The organism is Pararoseomonas sp. SCSIO 73927 (assembly GCF_037040815.1).
Taxonomy (GTDB): Bacteria; Pseudomonadota; Alphaproteobacteria; order Acetobacterales; family Acetobacteraceae; genus Roseomonas.
On sequence record NZ_CP146232.1, the window covers coordinates 1,661,676 to 1,677,352 of the forward strand.

17 protein-coding genes are annotated in these 15,677 nt (G+C 73.3%); 10 read left to right on the forward strand and 7 right to left on the reverse strand.

Translation table 11 applies throughout. The features are described 5' to 3' along the window. The first annotated feature begins 21 nt into the window (after positions 1 to 21). The gene (locus VQH23_RS07915) at positions 22 to 837 is read left to right on the forward strand and encodes a ParB/RepB/Spo0J family partition protein (RefSeq protein WP_338666069.1); all 816 of its coding nucleotides are present in this window, start codon (positions 22 to 24) and stop codon (positions 835 to 837) included. Between the two features lie 363 nt (positions 838 to 1,200). After that, the gene (locus tag VQH23_RS07920; protein ID WP_338665090.1) at positions 1,201 to 2,001 is read left to right on the forward strand and encodes a hypothetical protein; all 801 of its coding nucleotides are present in this window, start codon (positions 1,201 to 1,203) and stop codon (positions 1,999 to 2,001) included. A gap of 194 nt (positions 2,002 to 2,195) precedes the next feature. Here VQH23_RS07920 and VQH23_RS07925 read toward each other — a convergent pair whose 3' ends face one another. Together VQH23_RS07925 and VQH23_RS07930 are read right to left on the reverse strand one after the other, a co-directional pair. After that, entirely contained in the window at positions 2,196 to 2,633 is a 438-nt protein-coding gene (locus tag VQH23_RS07925) for a hypothetical protein (protein WP_338666070.1), read from the reverse strand. Between the two features lie 12 nt (positions 2,634 to 2,645). Then, positions 2,646 to 2,834 carry a hypothetical protein gene (locus VQH23_RS07930; protein WP_338665091.1) on the reverse strand — a complete coding sequence of 63 codons (189 nt, stop codon included), beginning with the start codon at positions 2,832 to 2,834 and terminating at the stop codon, positions 2,646 to 2,648. Between the two features lie 205 nt (positions 2,835 to 3,039). On the opposite strand from VQH23_RS07930, the gene VQH23_RS07935 reads away from it, so the two are divergent. Next, positions 3,040 to 3,219 (forward strand): hypothetical protein, encoded by a 180-nt coding sequence (locus VQH23_RS07935; RefSeq protein ID WP_338665092.1) that lies wholly within the window; start codon positions 3,040 to 3,042, stop codon positions 3,217 to 3,219. A 306-nt stretch (positions 3,220 to 3,525) separates the two neighbouring features. Next, positions 3,526 to 3,924 carry a response regulator gene (locus VQH23_RS07940; protein WP_338665093.1) on the forward strand — a complete coding sequence of 133 codons (399 nt, stop codon included), beginning with the start codon at positions 3,526 to 3,528 and terminating at the stop codon, positions 3,922 to 3,924. 23 nt (positions 3,925 to 3,947) lie between these two features. Here VQH23_RS07940 and VQH23_RS07945 read toward each other — a convergent pair whose 3' ends face one another. After that, positions 3,948 to 5,267, reverse strand: coding sequence for an NAD(P)/FAD-dependent oxidoreductase (locus VQH23_RS07945; RefSeq protein ID WP_338665094.1), 1,320 nt, complete (start codon positions 5,265 to 5,267; stop codon positions 3,948 to 3,950). Between the two features lie 105 nt (positions 5,268 to 5,372). Between VQH23_RS07945 and VQH23_RS07950 the strand changes: the two genes are divergently transcribed. The 4 genes from VQH23_RS07950 to VQH23_RS07965 all read left to right on the forward strand — a co-directional run bounded on the left by VQH23_RS07950 (position 5,373) and on the right by VQH23_RS07965 (position 7,948). Continuing rightward, positions 5,373 to 6,059 carry an AzlC family ABC transporter permease gene (locus VQH23_RS07950; protein WP_338665095.1) on the forward strand — a complete coding sequence of 229 codons (687 nt, stop codon included), beginning with the start codon at positions 5,373 to 5,375 and terminating at the stop codon, positions 6,057 to 6,059. Continuing rightward, entirely contained in the window at positions 6,056 to 6,370 is a 315-nt protein-coding gene (locus VQH23_RS07955; protein ID WP_338665096.1) for an AzlD domain-containing protein, read from the forward strand. Before VQH23_RS07950 ends, VQH23_RS07955 begins: the two co-directional genes overlap by 4 nt. A 418-nt stretch (positions 6,371 to 6,788) precedes the next feature. Continuing rightward, positions 6,789 to 7,679: a DNA/RNA non-specific endonuclease gene (locus VQH23_RS07960; RefSeq protein ID WP_338665097.1), complete on the forward strand. Its 891-nt coding sequence runs from the start codon at positions 6,789 to 6,791 to the stop codon at positions 7,677 to 7,679. After that, complete coding sequence (locus VQH23_RS07965; RefSeq protein ID WP_338665098.1) at positions 7,676 to 7,948, forward strand: hypothetical protein; 273 nt, start codon at positions 7,676 to 7,678, stop codon at positions 7,946 to 7,948. The genes VQH23_RS07960 and VQH23_RS07965 overlap by 4 nt, the downstream gene beginning before the upstream one ends. A 261-nt stretch (positions 7,949 to 8,209) precedes the next feature. On the opposite strand, the gene VQH23_RS07970 is transcribed toward VQH23_RS07965, so the two are convergent. After that, positions 8,210 to 9,487: an alpha/beta fold hydrolase gene (locus tag VQH23_RS07970; protein WP_338665099.1), complete on the reverse strand. Its 1,278-nt coding sequence runs from the start codon at positions 9,485 to 9,487 to the stop codon at positions 8,210 to 8,212. A 708-nt stretch (positions 9,488 to 10,195) separates the two neighbouring features. Here VQH23_RS07970 and phaR point away from each other — a divergent pair. Then, on the forward strand, positions 10,196 to 10,822 hold the full coding sequence (phaR, locus tag VQH23_RS07975) for a polyhydroxyalkanoate synthesis repressor PhaR (RefSeq protein ID WP_338666071.1): 627 nt from the start codon (positions 10,196 to 10,198) through the stop codon (positions 10,820 to 10,822). Positions 10,823 to 11,037: 215 nt separating this feature from the next. Next, positions 11,038 to 11,250, forward strand: coding sequence for a hypothetical protein (locus tag VQH23_RS07980; RefSeq protein WP_338665100.1), 213 nt, complete (start codon positions 11,038 to 11,040; stop codon positions 11,248 to 11,250). Positions 11,251 to 11,334: 84 nt separating this feature from the next. Here the strand turns inward: VQH23_RS07980 and VQH23_RS07985 are convergent, their stop codons facing one another. The 3 genes from VQH23_RS07985 to VQH23_RS07995 all read right to left on the reverse strand — a co-directional run bounded on the left by VQH23_RS07985 (position 11,335) and on the right by VQH23_RS07995 (position 15,669). Further along, positions 11,335 to 11,847: a pyridoxamine 5'-phosphate oxidase family protein gene (locus VQH23_RS07985; protein ID WP_338665101.1), complete on the reverse strand. Its 513-nt coding sequence runs from the start codon at positions 11,845 to 11,847 to the stop codon at positions 11,335 to 11,337. A 100-nt stretch (positions 11,848 to 11,947) separates the two neighbouring features. Continuing rightward, on the reverse strand, positions 11,948 to 14,278 hold the full coding sequence (locus VQH23_RS07990) for a mechanosensitive ion channel domain-containing protein (RefSeq protein ID WP_338665102.1): 2,331 nt from the start codon (positions 14,276 to 14,278) through the stop codon (positions 11,948 to 11,950). A gap of 338 nt (positions 14,279 to 14,616) precedes the next feature. Next, a complete protein-coding gene (locus tag VQH23_RS07995) occupies positions 14,617 to 15,669 on the reverse strand; it encodes a nitronate monooxygenase (RefSeq protein ID WP_338665103.1) in 1,053 nt (350 codons plus the stop codon). Between the last annotated feature and the right edge of the window lie 8 nt (positions 15,670 to 15,677).

The window sequence follows — 15,677 nt, forward strand, 5'->3', positions numbered from 1 at the left end:
CGCAAGCCCACCCGCCTCGGCATGGGCCTCTCCGCCCTCCTCGGCGACGAGCCCGCTTCCGCCGCCGCCTCCGCCGTACCGCAGAGCCTTCCCGTGGAGGTGCTAGAGCCCGGCCCGTTCCAGCCCCGCGGCCCCATGGACCCGGAAGCCCTCGCCGAGCTCGCCGCCTCCATCCGGGAGCACGGGGTCCTCCAGCCCATCCTCGTCCGCCCCAAGCCCGGCGCCGGCGGCCAGTATGAGATCATCGGCGGGGAGCGCCGCTGGCGCGCCGCCCAGGCCGCCCGCCTGCATGAGGTGCCCGTGGTGGTGCGGGAGATGGACGACCGCGCCGCCATGGCCGCCGGCCTTGTCGAGAACCTGCAGCGCGAGGACCTGAACGCGCTGGAGGAGGCCGAGGGCTACCGCCGCCTGACCGAGGAGTTCGGCCTGAGGCCGGAGGCGCTCGGCAACGCCGTCGGCAAGAGCCGCAGCCACGTCGCCAACACCATGCGTCTGCTGGGCCTGCCGCCCTCCGTGCGCCAGATGCTCGGCCGGGGCAGCCTCACCGCTGGCCACGCCCGTGCCCTGCTCACCGCGCCGGACCCGGTGCGCCTGGCCGAGCAGGTCGTCACCCGCGGCCTCAACGTGCGCCAGACCGAGGCCCTGGCCGCCGCGGGCGAGCGCCCCCGTGCCGGGCGCCGGCAGCCGGACGCGGACACGCGCGCGCTGGAGCGCGAGCTCTCCGAGCGGCTGGGCCTGCGAGTGGCCATCGAGCACGGCGGCCGGGGCGGCAAGGTGACGATCTCCTATCGCGACCTCGACCAGCTCGACGGCATCGTGCGGCTGCTGCAAGCGTGAATGCCGAACCGGTCCCAGGGAGGGGAGGAGTTCTCCCCCTCCTCTGAGGCCGCCCCTCATCGCGGTCACCTCGGCCGTGGGAGGCAGAGCCGACGACCCGTGCCGGCCCGGCCGTTCGATGTCGGGGCCCGGCCCCGGGATCCGGAGGAAGCATCTCCGGTGCGGCGCGATCCACAGGACTCAATCTTCACTAGGGCGGGCAGGGTGACGTGCTACCTCCCCCGCCACATCACGACGGGGTGCGAGAGCATGGCAGGCAACCGAAAGAACCCGCGGGCACGGGTGAGCGGGCCCGTGACACCGCCGAGAACAGTGGCCCCCGCGGCGCCCCCGCCGCCTTCCTCCCCGCCGGGCCTCTTCGGCGTGTCCTGGCCAGTCCTGGCCGCCGGTGGCGTGGGGCTGGTCCTGCTGGCCGTCGGCTGGTCGCTGGCCCTCTCTCGCGGCGCCGGGCTGGAGCGCGCGGAGGAGGCCCGCCGGATCCAGGTGGCGCGGATCACGGAGCTGGAGGGCACGCTGACGCAGGAGAGGCGGACGGCCGGAGACCTGGCGGCGTTGACGCAAAGGGCCGAAGCGGCCCGGGCGGCAACCGCGGCGGCGGAAGGGCGCGGCCGGGAGATGGCCACCTCCATGACGCAGGCGGAGGCGCGGGTGGCGGAACTCGGCAGGCAGGCGGAGGCCGCGCAGGGCCGGGTGGCGGCGCTGGCCGCGGAGGCCGAGCGGGCCCAGCAGGCACTGGCGGAGCGCCAGGCCGGCGCTTCCCGGGAGACGACGGCGCTGGAGGGGAGGCTGTCCGCGCTGCGCGGGCAGGTGGGCGAGGCGGAGCAGCGGCTGGCCGGGCTGGCGCAGCAGGGCGAGGCGGCGCAGGGCCGCGTCGCCGCGCTGGCAGCAGAGACCGAGCGGGCGCAGGGGGCACTCGCGGAGCGGCAGGCCGGGGCGGAGCGGCAGACGGCCGAGGGCGAGCGGCGGCTGACCGCGCTGGGTGCGCAGCTGAGCGAGGCAGAGACGGCGCTGCGGGCCCGGCAGGACGCGGTGGCCGAGGCGGAGCGGCGGCTTGCCGCACTGCAGGCCGAGACGGCCGCGCTGGACCGGCGCCTGGCCGAGCATCAGCGGGCGGAGCCTTCTCCCGCTCCGTCCACCGACGGGACTGCCGGCGCCGCTCCATAAGAGCACGCCTCAACCCTGCGCCAGGATCCCTTCCCGGCGCAGGGATCTGACCTTGTCCGGGGTGGAGCCGGCCTCGGGACTTGTCCCCGGATTGCCGGCCGGGAGGATCTTCCAGCTGCTCCATCGTGCCCGGGCCGTGGTTCGCCGGCACCACGTCGGGTCTCCGCACCGGTCGTCACCGGCGCCACCCCTCATCACATCCGTGCCCAGGTCGGCCAGCAGCAGGCCCGCGCAGGATCCCTTGATGATGTGGGAGAACCCGAGGACGCGTAGCCCCTCCGGCGCCGACGCTTAGGCCGCCACCTCGTTGCCCCCTGGGCCGCCCGCCTACGGAAGCCGCGCGGGCTGCCGCCGCGCACCAGCGCAGTGGGCAGGCGGTGCCCGACGATGCGCTCCGCCAGGTGCCCGGCCTCGATCAGCGCGTCCAGGTCGATCCCCGTCCCGATCCCCAGCTCCTCGCAGAGCAGGGCCAGTTCCTCGCTGGCAATGTTGCCCGGCGCGCCCTCGTGCGCGGGGAAGGGGCAGCCGCCGAGGCCGCCCACGGTCGCGTCGAAGCTCGCCACCTCCATACGCAGCCCGGCATGGGCGTTGGCCACGGCCAGGCCGCGCGTGTCATGCAGGTGCAGGGTGATCTCCGGCTCCGGCTAGTGCGAGTGAACCTCGCCCACCAGCCACTCCACCTGGGCCGGGTTGGCCCAGCCCGTGGTGTCGGTGAGCGAGAGGCGCGTGATCGCCACCCCGGCCTCCGCGGAGACGGACATCCCGTCCGCGATCGCCGTGAAGACCTGCTCCGGCGTCACGGCGCCGGAGAAGTTGCAGCCGAAGGCCGCCATGATGCCGATCCGGTTTACGGAAGGCTCACGGCCAGGTGCGCGGCCGTCTGCTTGCGCATCGCCTCCACCTGCCCGGCGCGGTCGCGGTTCAGGTTCCTGCGGGAGAAGGCCTCGGAGGCGGAGAGGGAGATGGAGCCCGGTCAGGTGCAGCCGGTCCCGGAAGGCCAGCGCCCGCTCCAGCCTCGCCGCGTTGAACAACAGGGCCGTGCAGGCCCCCCCCGGCCGCGGCGCGAAACCCGCCACCACGGCCTCCGCATCCGCCCAGCCCGGCACGAGCTTCGGCGAGACGAAGGCGGCCACTTGGATGCTCTTCAGCCCCGTCGCTGCCGGCGCGTCGATCAGCGCGACCTTTTCGGCGGTCGTGATCGGCCCGGGCTCGATCTAGAAGCCCTCGCGGGGACCCTCCTCTTCATGGAGACGCAGCGGGGCAGGTCGGTCACGGGATGGATCCTTAGGACGCGAACCCGTTCTATTCCAAAGAACGTCCGGTCAATCCACCGGATGTGGCGATGACGGACCCGGTGATTAAGCAGGATGGGCCATGCGCGCCCGGGCGGCCCCGCCGCGGGCGCTGGACGGCGACGCCGCGGCGTCCCGGAAGCTCCCGTGAAAACAATCCGGTGACCTCCCTTCCCCCGGGCGGCCCGCGGCGTTGTTCCCTCTCTCGACATGAAATGGAAGAACCGCCCCCATGTGCGACGTGCTCGTCCTGGAGGATGACGACCTGGTGCTGGACGTGATGGTCCAGGCACTGGAGGATGCCGGTTACGCCGTGCGGATGGCCGAGCACGGGGACGAGGCGCTGGAACTCCTGGCCTCCAATCCCTGCCGCCTGATGCTGAGCGACATCAACCTCGGCGAGCCCATGAACGGGTTCGACGTGGTGGAGCGGGCCCGGGCCGCGCAGCCGGAGCTGCGGGTGATCTACCTGTCCGGCATGCCCTCCAACTGGGCGGGCCGCGCCTTCGACGAGCGGACGCGCCGCCTGAACAAGCCCTTCAGCTTCGATGAGCTGCTGCGGGCCATTCAGGAGATGGGCGTCTGGCCGAGCCAGCCGCCCGCCCTGGGCCTGGAGCGGAGCTCCTTCTGATCCCCGGGCGGAAAGGGCTCCCCCTACTCCGCAGCCACCATGGCGGACGCCTTCTCGGGCGCCTTCTCAGGCATCTCCGGTCCCATCCCGCGCCGGTGCAGCCAGGACAGCGTGTGGTACACCGCTTTGAAGGACAGGATCGGCAGCACCGCGCGCGGGTCGCCGAAGCGTCCGCCCGCCAGGTTGCCGGCCAGCATGTTGATGATGCCGTCCCGCATCCACAGCGTGTTCTTCGGCGCCATGAACAGGCTGCGCATCACCGGGTCGTTGATCCGGTAGATGAGCCAGCCGATCCGGTCCATGGCCCGCGCCAGCTCCGTGTTCACCGCGCGGCAGGCGGCGGCGCCGCGCACGGGGTCCTGCAGCCAGGTCTCCGCGGCCTTCGCGCCCAGCTCCCCCGCTGTCATGGCCATCAGCACGCCGGTGGAGAACATCGGGTCCACGAAGCCGAACGCGTCCCCGATCATCAGGTAACCCTCCCCGCTGCCTGAGGTGGCGCGGTAGGAGTAGTTGGCGGTGGAGTAGATCTCGCTGGTCATCGTCGCCCCGCGCGTGCGCGCGGAGACGGTGGGGCTGCTCGCGATGCGCTGCATGAACAGCTCCTGCGCCGTCCCCTTGCGCCCCTTCCAGGCCGCCTGGTTGCCCACGAAGCCGATGCTCATCACGTCGCCCGGCAGCGGGATGAGCCAGAACCACCCGTCCTCGGCCAGGTGGATGGAGATGTAGCCGTCCAGCTCGCCCTCGCGCCGCTCCACCCCCGTGAAGTGGGCGTACATGGCGGCGGTGTTGTTGTGCTTGTTGCTCTCCTTCAGCCGCAGCTTGCCGGCCAGGAAGGTGTCGCGGCCGGAGGCGTCCAGCACGAAGCGCGGGCGGAAGGTCAGCGCCACGCCCTCTTTCGTCCGCGCCGTCACGGTGGAGCGCTCGCCCCCCGCGCCGAAGGCGATGTCCGTGACCCGCGTCTCCTCCAGCGCCGTCGCCCCCAGGCGCCGGGCATTGGAGAACAGCGCGGCATCGAACTCGGACCGCCGCACCTGCCAGGAATGGGTCCGCGCCCTGTTCAGCGCATGGGCGAAGGGGAAGGCGCAGGAACGGCCGGTGCGATCGGAGACGAACTCGGCCCCGGGCTTGTGCACCCCCATCTCCCGCACCGCCTGCAGCATCCCCAGGCGCTCGAGGATGTCGAGGTTCCGCGGCAGCAGGCTCTCGCCGATGTGGAAGCGGGGATGCGCCTCCTTCTCCACCAGCACCACGTCGCGCCCGGATTTCGCCAGCAGCGCGGCGGCGGTGGACCCGGCCGGCCCCCCGCCAATAACGAGGATCTCGGGTTCGGCACTCTGTTCCATGCCGGAAGATTTCCGCCTCCCGACCGCCCGGGTCAAGCGAAACGGCCAACCGAAACGGCGAGCCCGGCCCTCCCGGCCCGGCGCCCGCCATGGCAGGCTCCCCGGATGCATCCCGCCTTCCGTCAGGGCATTGCGGAAGCCTTCGGCGCCCAGATGGTCGCCATGGCCGCCACCTTCGTCGCCTTCGGGGCCGCCGTGCAGGCCGCCGGCTTCGGTCTGGGCTGGGGCCTCGCCTCCTCCGCCGGCATTTACGGCATGGCCGGGCAGATGGTGCTGCTCGGCGCCACCTCGGGCACCACCCCCGGCGCCGGCACGGCGGCCGTGGCGGGCTGCGTCATGGCCAATGCTCGCTTCCTGCCCATGGCCGCCGCCCTGGCCCCGCTCATCCGCGGCCCCCTCGCCCCGCTCTGCGTGCCCTTCGTCGCCATCACGCCCTGGGCCGCCGCGATGCGCCGCCTGCCCGACCTGCCGCCGCCCCACCGCGCCCGATGGTTCCTCGGCTTCGCCCTCGCCAGCTGGATTGTGGGCCTGCTCACCACCACCCTCGGCTATACTCTGGCCGGAAGCCTCTCCCCGGCCGTGCTGCGCCTCCTCCTCATGGTCAATGTGCTCTACTTTGCCCTCATGATCGCCGCCGGCCTCGCCCGGGGCGGCCCCTGGCGCGCCTCCCTCGGCGGCGCCGTCGCCGCCCCGCTCGCCCTCTTCCTCCCGCAGGGTGTCCCCCCGGCCTGGGGCATCCTCCTCGCCGCTCTCCTCGGCGGCACCGCCGCCTTCCTCCTGCGCCGCCGATGACGGAAGGCGGCTGGGCCCCGCTCCTGGCGGCGGTCCTCCTCATGCTCGCTCTGCGCGGCACCGGAATCGCCCTCGCCTGGCGCCTTCCGGCCGACCACCCCGCCATCGCCTGGGCCACCGCCGTCTCGGAGGCCGCCCTCTCCGCCTGGGTCGTCCTCGCCCTCGTCTCTCCCGGCCCCTGGCCCCTCGCGGCACGCCTCGCCGGGGCCGGCGTGGCCCTGGCCGTCTTCGCCCTCGCCGGGCGGCGCCTCCTCCCCGGCCTTGCCCTCGGCCTCGCGGCCATCTGGGCCGTGGGCCAAGTCCTGCCCTGATGGCGCCGCGCGAACAGCGGGCTACATGGGGCCCATGACCACCGAGCCACGCCGCGCCACAAATACGCCCCGAGGCGACGCCGGCTTGTCCCGTCCTGAGATGGCGGTCTGTCCCGGGGAGAGGAAGAAGGAATTCTTCCTCTCCCCGGACCCCTCACCATCATCTTCTTTCAGGCTTTGGATTGACTCGGCAGACAGTGCGCCTCGGGTCGATGACCCGAGGCGACTGCAGCGGCAGGAAGAAACCCCTCAGGCAGAGACACCGTCTCAGGACGGCGCGGCGGCAGCCAGAGGGGGATCCAAGGGCCTCAGGCCCTTGGCGGGGCTTCCAGGGGGCGGCGCCCCCTGGCGCCGGACCCGCCAGGACGGTTGGGCCCTCGCGCTGCTCCTCGCTGCCGTGCTGTTCTTGCCCTCCGGCGTGAGAGCAGCCCCCTCCGCCTGTCCGCAGCACCATCCGGGCGGCCAGGCCCCGGATATTCTGCGCCCGTCGTTGGGGGCCGGGGTGCGGGAGCTGTGTTTCGAGGCGTTCTCGGTCCTCCACAGCGGCGTGTCCCGCACGGCGCTGGCCGCGGCGGAGCACCTGACCCGGCGCCGCATCCAGCGGGCGCGGGAGATGGAGAGGGACGACGCTTTCCACGCCGAGGACGCGCTGCCGGAGGAGGAGCGGGCGCGCCTTTCCGATTATGCCCGCTCCGGCTTCGACCGGGGGCATATGGCGCCCTCCGGCGACATGCCGAGCGCGTCCGCACAGGCGGAGAGCTTCTCCCTCGCCAACATGGTGCCCCAGCACCCCGGCTCGAACCGCTGCCTGTGGGAGGGGATCGAGAGCACCGTGCGCGAGCTGGCGATGGAGGAGGGCGAGGTCTGGGTCCTGACCGGGCCGGTCTTCGAGGGCACGACGCTGCAGCGCCTGAACGGGCGGGTGCTGGTGCCGACCCTGCTCTACAAGGCCATTTACCTGCCCGGGCGCGGAGAGGCTGGGGTCTACCTTGCCCACAACGCGCCCGGCCTGGCCTGGCGCGCCGTCTCGCTGGACGGGCTGCGCGAGGTAGCGGGGCTGGACGCCTTTCCTGCCCTGCCCGCCGCTGTGAAGGCGCGCGCGATGGAACTGCCGGAGCCGCGCCCGAGCAACATCGCGGGCAGTTGCGAGAACCAGCCCCGGGGCACTCCCCCGGCCGCGCCCCCCGCGCCGCCGGAGCGGCCCGCCCCGTCCGGCAACCCGTCGGGTGGGCGGATCGGGCTGATCCTGGGCGGGGTTTTCGCGTTGGTGATGATCGTGGCCCTGGTCCGCGTACTCGGCCGCCGATGAGAGAGGGACAGGCCATGCCCTTCCACCCCTATGCCGACGAGGCCGCCACGCTCCGCATCGGCGGGCTGACGGCGGAGAACCGGCTGGACCGCGTCTCCCTCCACGGCAGCCTGGACCTCACGCGCGACCGTGCCGGGCTGGAGCGCGCCCGGCGGCTGAAAGCGCTGCTGGACGCCACTCTGGCCGCGTTGGAGGGAGAGGCAGAACGGCTGCCCGACGCGGTCCAGACCGGCCGGAACACGGATTCCGTCCGCAATCCTTTCGGCTGATCGTCACGGGGGCGCAGGGCCCGCCGGTGCAACAGCTGCCCGGGGCTCGTGCCTCGCACAAGGCCGGCGTGGAATCGACGGAGGGTGTCGGCCCTCCGGAATCGGGGCCGATCCTGCCCTTAGCAGTCGCCTCGGCTCATCGAGCCGAGGCGCACCGTCAGCCGGGCTCCCCCCAACTTCTGAAAGAAGATGATGGTGAGGGGTCCGGGGAGAGGAAGAATTCCTTCTTCCTCTCCGTGGCCACGGACCGGACGCGCAGGATCAGGCCGGACCTTGCCCGGCAGAGGCCAGCCAGTCCCGCAAGGGCCGCCACAGCACCGCCTCCGCCTTCATCCCTGCCGCCATCCCGATATGCCCGGCCGGCACGTCCAGCACCGTCGCCCCCGGCAGTCCGGCCGCCAGGGCCCGCGCGCTCTCCGGCTGCACGATCCGGTCCCCGCGCGGGATGGCGAGGAAGGAGGGGCCCCGCCAGTCGCGGGGGTCCACCGCCGCCCCTGCCACGCGCCAGGCGCAGGCAGCCGGGGTGTTGGCGCCGTACCACCCCCCCAGGCATTCGCGCGCTACGGGGGCGGGAAGGGGAATGCCGTCGTTCAGCCAGTCCTCCAGCGCCACGAAGTGGGCGGCGCGGGGAGAGGTGGGGTCGAGCCGCCCGAAGGCGCGGAACTTCCGGGCGATGCCGAAGGGATCCAGCCCCGCGAAGAGGAGCTGCAGCACGTCCACGGGCAGGGTGCCCGTGGTGCCGAGGGCGGGCTCGAGCCCTGGCAGCAGCCCGGCCACGGCGCGCGCGCGGGGTCCGGCGCTGCCGGCGTGGAAGTCCCAGGGGGTGGCCAGCAGCGCCAGGCCGCGCACCCGGGCCGGTGCCCGCAGGGCCGCGGCCAGGGCCAGCAGCCCGCCCATGCAGTAGCCCACCAGCGCCACTGGCCCGCCCGTGACTGCCAGGGCCGCGCCCAGCGCCCGCTCCAGCCGCCCGGCGATCCAGTCCGTGAGGGTGAAGCCCCGCTCCGCCGCGCCAGGGGCACCCCAGTCCAGCAGCAGCGGCCGGACACCGTGCCCGGCCAGCCAGCGCAGCATGGAGTGGCCGGGCATGAGGTCCAGCACCGTCGCGCGGTTCACCAGGGAGGGGACGAAGAGCGCCGCGGGTCCCTCTCCGCCGTAATCCAGCAGCCGGGCCGGCCCTTCGGACCACAGGGCGGGCGGATCGGGCATCTCCCGCCGCCAGGGGTGGGCACGGTAGGCCGCGATGCCCCGGAGCAGGGCGGCGTCCTCCCGCGCGAGGCGCTGCCAGACGGCGGCGGCGAAATCGCCCGTCCCGGTGCCCTTTCTCTCAGCGCCCCCCTTCTCAGCGCGGGCGCCGAGTTCCCGCAGGATCCGCGCGTGTTCCGCCCGCCCCGCCGCCGAGCGCGGCGCGAAGCCCGGCCAACTCCCGCTCCACGGCGTCGAGCCGGGCGCGGAGGGAATCGCCGCCATCGTCACCAGGGCCCGGTTCACGGCCAGGGCCAGGTGCGCCGGCAGCGGCCGCGGGCCGCGCCGCGGCGTCATCGGGCGCCCCCGCGGGGGCGACGGGTGGCGGGAAAGGGAAAGGCGGGAATGGAGCGGCCGGGACGGGGGGCCAAGCCATGGCCGGGGGCGGGAAGGGGCCCGCGCCGGGTAGGCCGAAGCCGAGTGGGCCGAAGCCGGGCGGCACGACGCCGACCGGGAACCCCGGCCACCCGGGACCCGCTGTCCCGAAAGCGGGCGCCCCATACCCCATCGGCCCGGGGCCGGGCGGCCAGGGCGGCGCGGCCCGGGCCGCCTCCGCCCGGGCCGCCTCCGCCCAGGGATGGGTCCATTGCCGGAACGCTGCCGCGAGCGAGGCCGCCCAGGCCGAGAGGATCTCCGGGTCCATGGCCATCGCCGCCATCTCGCCCTGCCACAGCGCCACCCAGTCCGCCGCCAGGCGCGCCAGGTCCGGTGCTTCGCCCGGTCCCCCACCCGGCGACCCGTCCTCCGCCCCGCCGCTCTCCGAACCGCTCATGCATTCCCCAGCTGGCATCCCCGCCCGCGCATCCGTTCGCCGGGCCTGCCAGAGGGCCGCCCGCCCAAGCCCCCGGCCGGCCTTGCGCGACGCGCCTTCCGCAGCGCGGCAAAGCCGGTTTAGCATCGTCTCCCGGCACGGCAGAAGTCGCCAGCGGCCGGATCCCGCAGGAACCCCCGCGGGAACCACAGACCCGGTGGCAGCCCGGGGGAGGATGACCGGCCATGGCCAAGATGGACGCGCCCCAGGGAAATACGGCGGAGACCGCGCCGGAGACCCCGGTGAGCCCGCCCGTGGTGGTGAAGAAGTACGCCAACCGCCGGCTCTACAACACCGAGACCTCGTCCTACGTCACGCTGGAGGACTTGGCCGCCATGGTCCGCCAGGGCCGGCACTTCACCGTCTCCGACGCGAAATCCGGCGAGGACATCACCCGCTCCGTCCTCACTCAGATCATCGTGGAGGAGGAGAGCAAGGGCACGAACCTGCTGCCCATCCCCTTCCTGCGCCAGCTCATCGGCCTTTACGGGGACAGCCTGCAGGCCGTGGTGCCGCGCTACCTGGAGGCCACGATGGGCACCTTCGCCCGGCAGCAGGAGGCGATGCGCCGCACCGCGCAGGAGGCGATGGGAGGAGGCATGGGGGGCTTCAACGCCTTCGCCCCCTTCGAGGAGATGGGCAAGCAGAACCTGGCGATGCTGGAGCGCGCCATGAGCCTCTTCTCTCCCTTCCCGCGCGGCGCGGGCGCGGGCGGCACCGCCCCGGCCGGGCCGGCGGACGAGGTGGAGGCCATGCGCGAGGAGCTGGCCGCGCTGCGCGAGGAGGTGGAGCGGCTGCGCGCCGGCCGATCCACCGTCTAGCCCAGCCTTCCGGCGTGGCCGCGAGCGGCGGCCCAGTAACAGCGAACCGGCACCAGCGACTGGGAATGACGGACCGGGAATGGCGGGCCGGGGTGGAGAAGCCCCGGGCCTCTCCCGGAGGGGGCCGGGAGCCGCGGCGGCGCAAACCCGACAAAAAAACTCGGAAATCCACCGCGCCCGTGCTACAAATGCTGGCAGGCCATCAGGGCAGGACGATGCCAACCTATCGCCTCTACGAGGTGGCGGAGGATGGGCGGAGACATCCCCCCCTCGACTTCGATTCCCTAGACGACACCAGCGCGGTCGACCGCGCCCGGATCCTCATCGGCGAGACCGCCAAGGGCGAGCTGTGGGAATCTCAGCGCATCGTGAAGCTGATGCGCGCCCGTCCGATGCCGCTCCGCCGGAGCCCCGGCCCGGAGCAATGACGCCCAGGATGCCGGCGCCTGGGGTGCCAGTTCCGCGGAAGGGGCCCCGGCACGCGGCCCCTTCCTTCTCGGGACGTGACCGGATCAGGCCTGCTTGAAGGAGACCCGCTCGTTCTCGCCGCCCTTCGGCGGCGTGCCGGTCACCACGGCCTTCACGTAACCGTAGGCGTGCAGCAGGGTGGAGGAGGGGCTGTCCCAGTACTCCGCCCCGGTCATCTCCACGGCGATCAGGGCGATGCGCGGGTCCTCGGCCCCCTTGGGGAACCAGGTCTTCATCGACTCCTTCCACAGCTCCTTCTGCTTCGCCACGTCCCGCACCACCCGCGCCGTGCCGGAGACGGCGACGTAGTTCTGCTTCGAGGGATCGGAGTAGGAGAGCAGCACGCGGTCGTTCTTCGCGATCTCCTCGGTCTTCTCCGTGCCGGCGCCGGAGAAGAACCACAGCGTCTTCCCGTCCGGGTCCAGCCCGGCGGCGACCATCGGGCGGCCGCGCAGCTTGTCCTCATCGCCGTGGGTGACGAGCACGGCCGTCTCCACGTCCTTGATCAGCTCGCGGACCTTCTCGCGCTGCTCGTGCTCGGTCTGGGCCTCGGCCATCGGTCCCTCCTGGGTTGGGTCAGGCCTTGCAACGGTCCCGGGGCGGGCCGGTTGCCGCGCCGGGCGCCTCGCGGCCAGGAGCCCGCCCGCCCGACCCGCCTCAGGCCGCCGCCGGCTGCTCCCCCGCCGGATCCGCCGCCTCTTCCTCCGGCGCCTTGCGCCAGGGGGAGTTGATGCGGATACCCTCGCGCTCGAACCGCGCCTCGATGCGGCGGTTCAGCTCCCGCGTCACCGGCCAGCGCTGGGAGGGATCGGTCTTCATGCGGGCGCGGACGACGACGCCGGTTTCCAGCAGCTTGTCCACGCCCATCACGTCGATCTCGTCGCGCGTGGCGCCGGCCCAGCGCGGCTCCTGCCGCATCTCGGACGAGATCTCCTTCATCAGCTTCATCACCCGGTCCGTGTCCTCGCCGTAGGGGATGGAGACGTCCACGACGGCAAAGGCGAAGTCGCGCGTCATGTTCGTCACAAAGGTCACGGTGCTGAAGGGGATGATGTGCACCGATCCGTCCAGCGCCCGCAGGCGAATGGAGCGGATGGAGAGCTGTTCCACCACCCCGGTCATGCTGCCGATCGTCACCGTGTCGCCCACGGCCACCGCGTCCTCCAACAGGAGGAACATGCCGGTGATCACGTCCTTCACCAGCGTCTGCGAGCCGAAGCCGATGGCCACGCCGACGACGCCGGCACCGGCGATCAGCGGGGCCACGTTCACCCCGATCTCGCTCAGCACGTTCAGCGAGACGAAGACCACGATGATGATGAGCAGCGCCGTGCGCGCCATGGGCAGCAGGGTGCGGATGCGGGCGGAGCGCGCGGCCTGGGTGTCCCGCGCCAGCTTCGTCAGCCGGCGCTGGATGGCGGCGTTCGCCACCTCCCACACCGTGATCGCCGCCAGCACCGTCAGGCCGATGGAGACGAGGCTGCTGACCACCCGCGCGCCGAGCCCGCCGCTGCGGAACCAGGTGAAGGCGTCGATCCCCCAGGTCTCCAGCAGCACGAGGAACGTGATCAGGGTGACGATGCCGGAGACCACGCCCTTCAGCACGGGCAGGTAGCGGTTGGCCCGCGCCTCCAGCCCCGGGTAGCGCTTGGCCAGGTCCGGGGTGATGCGGAAGCCCCGCTCCAGCAGCCGCCGCAGCCCGTAATCCACCAGCTTGGCGCCGCCGAGCACGATGAGGGTCAGCGCGCTGGCCCGCAGCAGCCGCTCGAACCCGTCGCGCACCTGCAGGGCCCAGACGCCCCAGAGGGCGAGGATGTAGAGGATGGCCACCACGTGCCACACCTCCGCCAGCCGGTCCCGCAGGGCGCGGAACATGCGGCGGGACCGGTCCGGGTGGTCGTTCGGCCCCAGCTCCGGCGCGCGCAGCCGGTCCGCCACCGCGTGGCGGTTCTGCATGATCACGATCACCAGGAACAGGGTGACGACCAGCAGCGAGAGGCGGGCGATGGCGTCGTACACCGCCCAGGGCACGCCGAAGAGCAGCCCGGCCTCCGCCACCGCCCAGCCCACCACCAGCACGGCCACGATCCGCCGCAGCCAGATGGTGATATAGGCCGCCGTCTCGTCGTGCAGAGGCACCAGCCGCAGATGCGCGGAGTTGGGGGAGAAGAGCATGCGGCTGGTCAGCATCACCGCGCGGATGGCGATGTAGGCGTTGTTCGCCAGCAGCAGCACTAGCTCCGTCGTCGGCAGCGGCTGCACCGCCCGGATCAGCCCGTAGGAGATCACGGCGAAGGCGCCGATCGGCAGCAGGTCCAGCACCAGCCGCATCAGCACGTAGGGAATGCGCCGGAACCAGGTCCAGACATTCGACCGCTCCGGCGCGTGGGCGTCCAGCCGGTCCCGCCAGCGGCCGAGAAGGCGCCAGACGATCCATTCCGCCAGCAGCCCTAGCCCGAAGAGCAGCACGAGCTTCCAGGAGGCGTCGAGCACCCGCGCCTGTGTCACCGGATCCCGCGCGACGCCGGAGGCCCAAGAGACGATGTTGGGCAGGTCCGTCACCGCGTTCGCCGTAGCGACGAGCTGGTCCGAGAGCGCCGCGAGGCGCTGGGACGCGCCCATCATCAGCTGTGCGCCGAGGGTGTTGGGCGCGAGAAGTCCGGCCTCCGCCGGCGCCTCCGCCGCGGGCGCGCCGCCCGCCGGCGCAGGGGCCGGGGCAGCCCCATTCGCGGGCGCGGCCGGCGCGGCCGCTCCCCCGGTCGCCGGCGCGGCGCGGGAGGCGGCGGAGAGCGCCTCCAGGTTGCGGATCAGCTCCGTCCGCCGCGCGTCATCCCGCAACAGCCCCAGCAACCGGTCCGTCTCGGCCGCGGTGGCGGGCACCTGTGCGGCCACGGCGGGCGCCGTGGGGGCGGGAGCAGGAGCCTGGGCGAGCGCCGGCGCGGCGCAGAGCAGCACCAGCAGGGCGAGAAAGGATCGGGGGAACCGCATGGGCGAGGTTGGAACCCACCGGATCAGCGGAGGTCAAGTTTCCGGCTGTCACGGTCCGGTGGGTGCGGGACGCGCCAGTGGCCCCAAGGGGCTCCGCCCCCTGGACCCCCGCCAGGGGCCTGAGGCCCCTGGACCCCCGTCTGGCTGCCGCCGCGCCGTCCTGGGACGGGATCTCCGCGTTACGGGCCCCTTCCTGCCCCTGCAGTCGCCTCGGGTCATCGACCCGAGGCACACCGCCGGCCGAGAAAGACCAACTCCTAGAAAAAGATGATGGTGAGGGGTCCGGGGAGAGGAAGAATTCCTTCTTCCTCTCCCCGGGACAGACCGGAAGCGAAGGATCAATCCCCCGCCAGCCGCCGGGTCAGTTCCCCCGCCGTCATCGGCCGGGCCAGGGCGGCCGCCTGCCCGGCCCAGAGGTTGGTGAAGTCGTCCCGCTCCTTCGCCTCCGCCCGCGCGCGGATCGGCGCCAGGGCGGCGCCGGCCGTGGGGAAGGGCGGGGCGAGGTCGGAGAGGGGACCGGCTTCCCGCATCAGGCGGTTGAGGATCCCGCGGGCGGGGCGGCCGGTGAAGAGGTTGGTCAGGGCCGTGCCGTCGTCGGTGGCGCGCTCCAGCGCGGCGCGGTGAAGGGCGGGGATGCGGGCCTCGGGCGTGAGGAGGTAGGCGGTGCCGACCTGCACGGCCGCGGCGCCGAGGGCCAGTGCCGCTCGCACGCCGCGAGCGTCCGCGATGCCGCCGGCGGCGATCACGGGCACCCGCACGGCGTCCACCACCTGCGGCACCAGGGCCATGGTGCCGACCTGGGTGGCCATGTCGTGGGTGAGGAAGTTGCCGCGGTGGCCGCCGGCCTCGAAGCCCTGGGCGATGATGGCGTCCGCGCCATGGCCCTCCAGCCAGACCGCCTCGGCGACGGTGGTGGCGCAGCCCACCACCTTGCAGCCGGCCGCCTTCACCCGCGCCAGCAGGGCGGGGGCGGGCAGGCCGAAGTGGAAGCTGGCCACGGCGGGGGGCGCCTCCTCCAGCACGGCGCAGAAGGCCTCGTTGAAAGGAGCGCGGCCGGCGCCGGAAGGCGGGGTGTCCGGGCCCAGCCCGGCCTCGGCATAGTAGGGCTCCAGGCGGGCGCGCCAGGCGGCCTGACGCTCCGGGTCGTCGCGCGGGGTGTCGTGGGCGAAGAAGTTCAGGTTGAAGGGGCGGCGCGTGCCGGCCCGAACCTCCGTCACGGCGGCCCGGAAGGTGTCGGGCGCGTACTGGGCACCGGGAAGGGAGCCGAGGCCGCCGGCCTCGCTGGCGGCGATGGCCATGGCGGGGGTCGTCGCCCCGGCCATGGGGGCCTGGATGATCGGCAGGTCTATGCCGAACAGGTCCAGGATGCGCCGGTCCGCCGGTTCCGCCATGGCCGCCT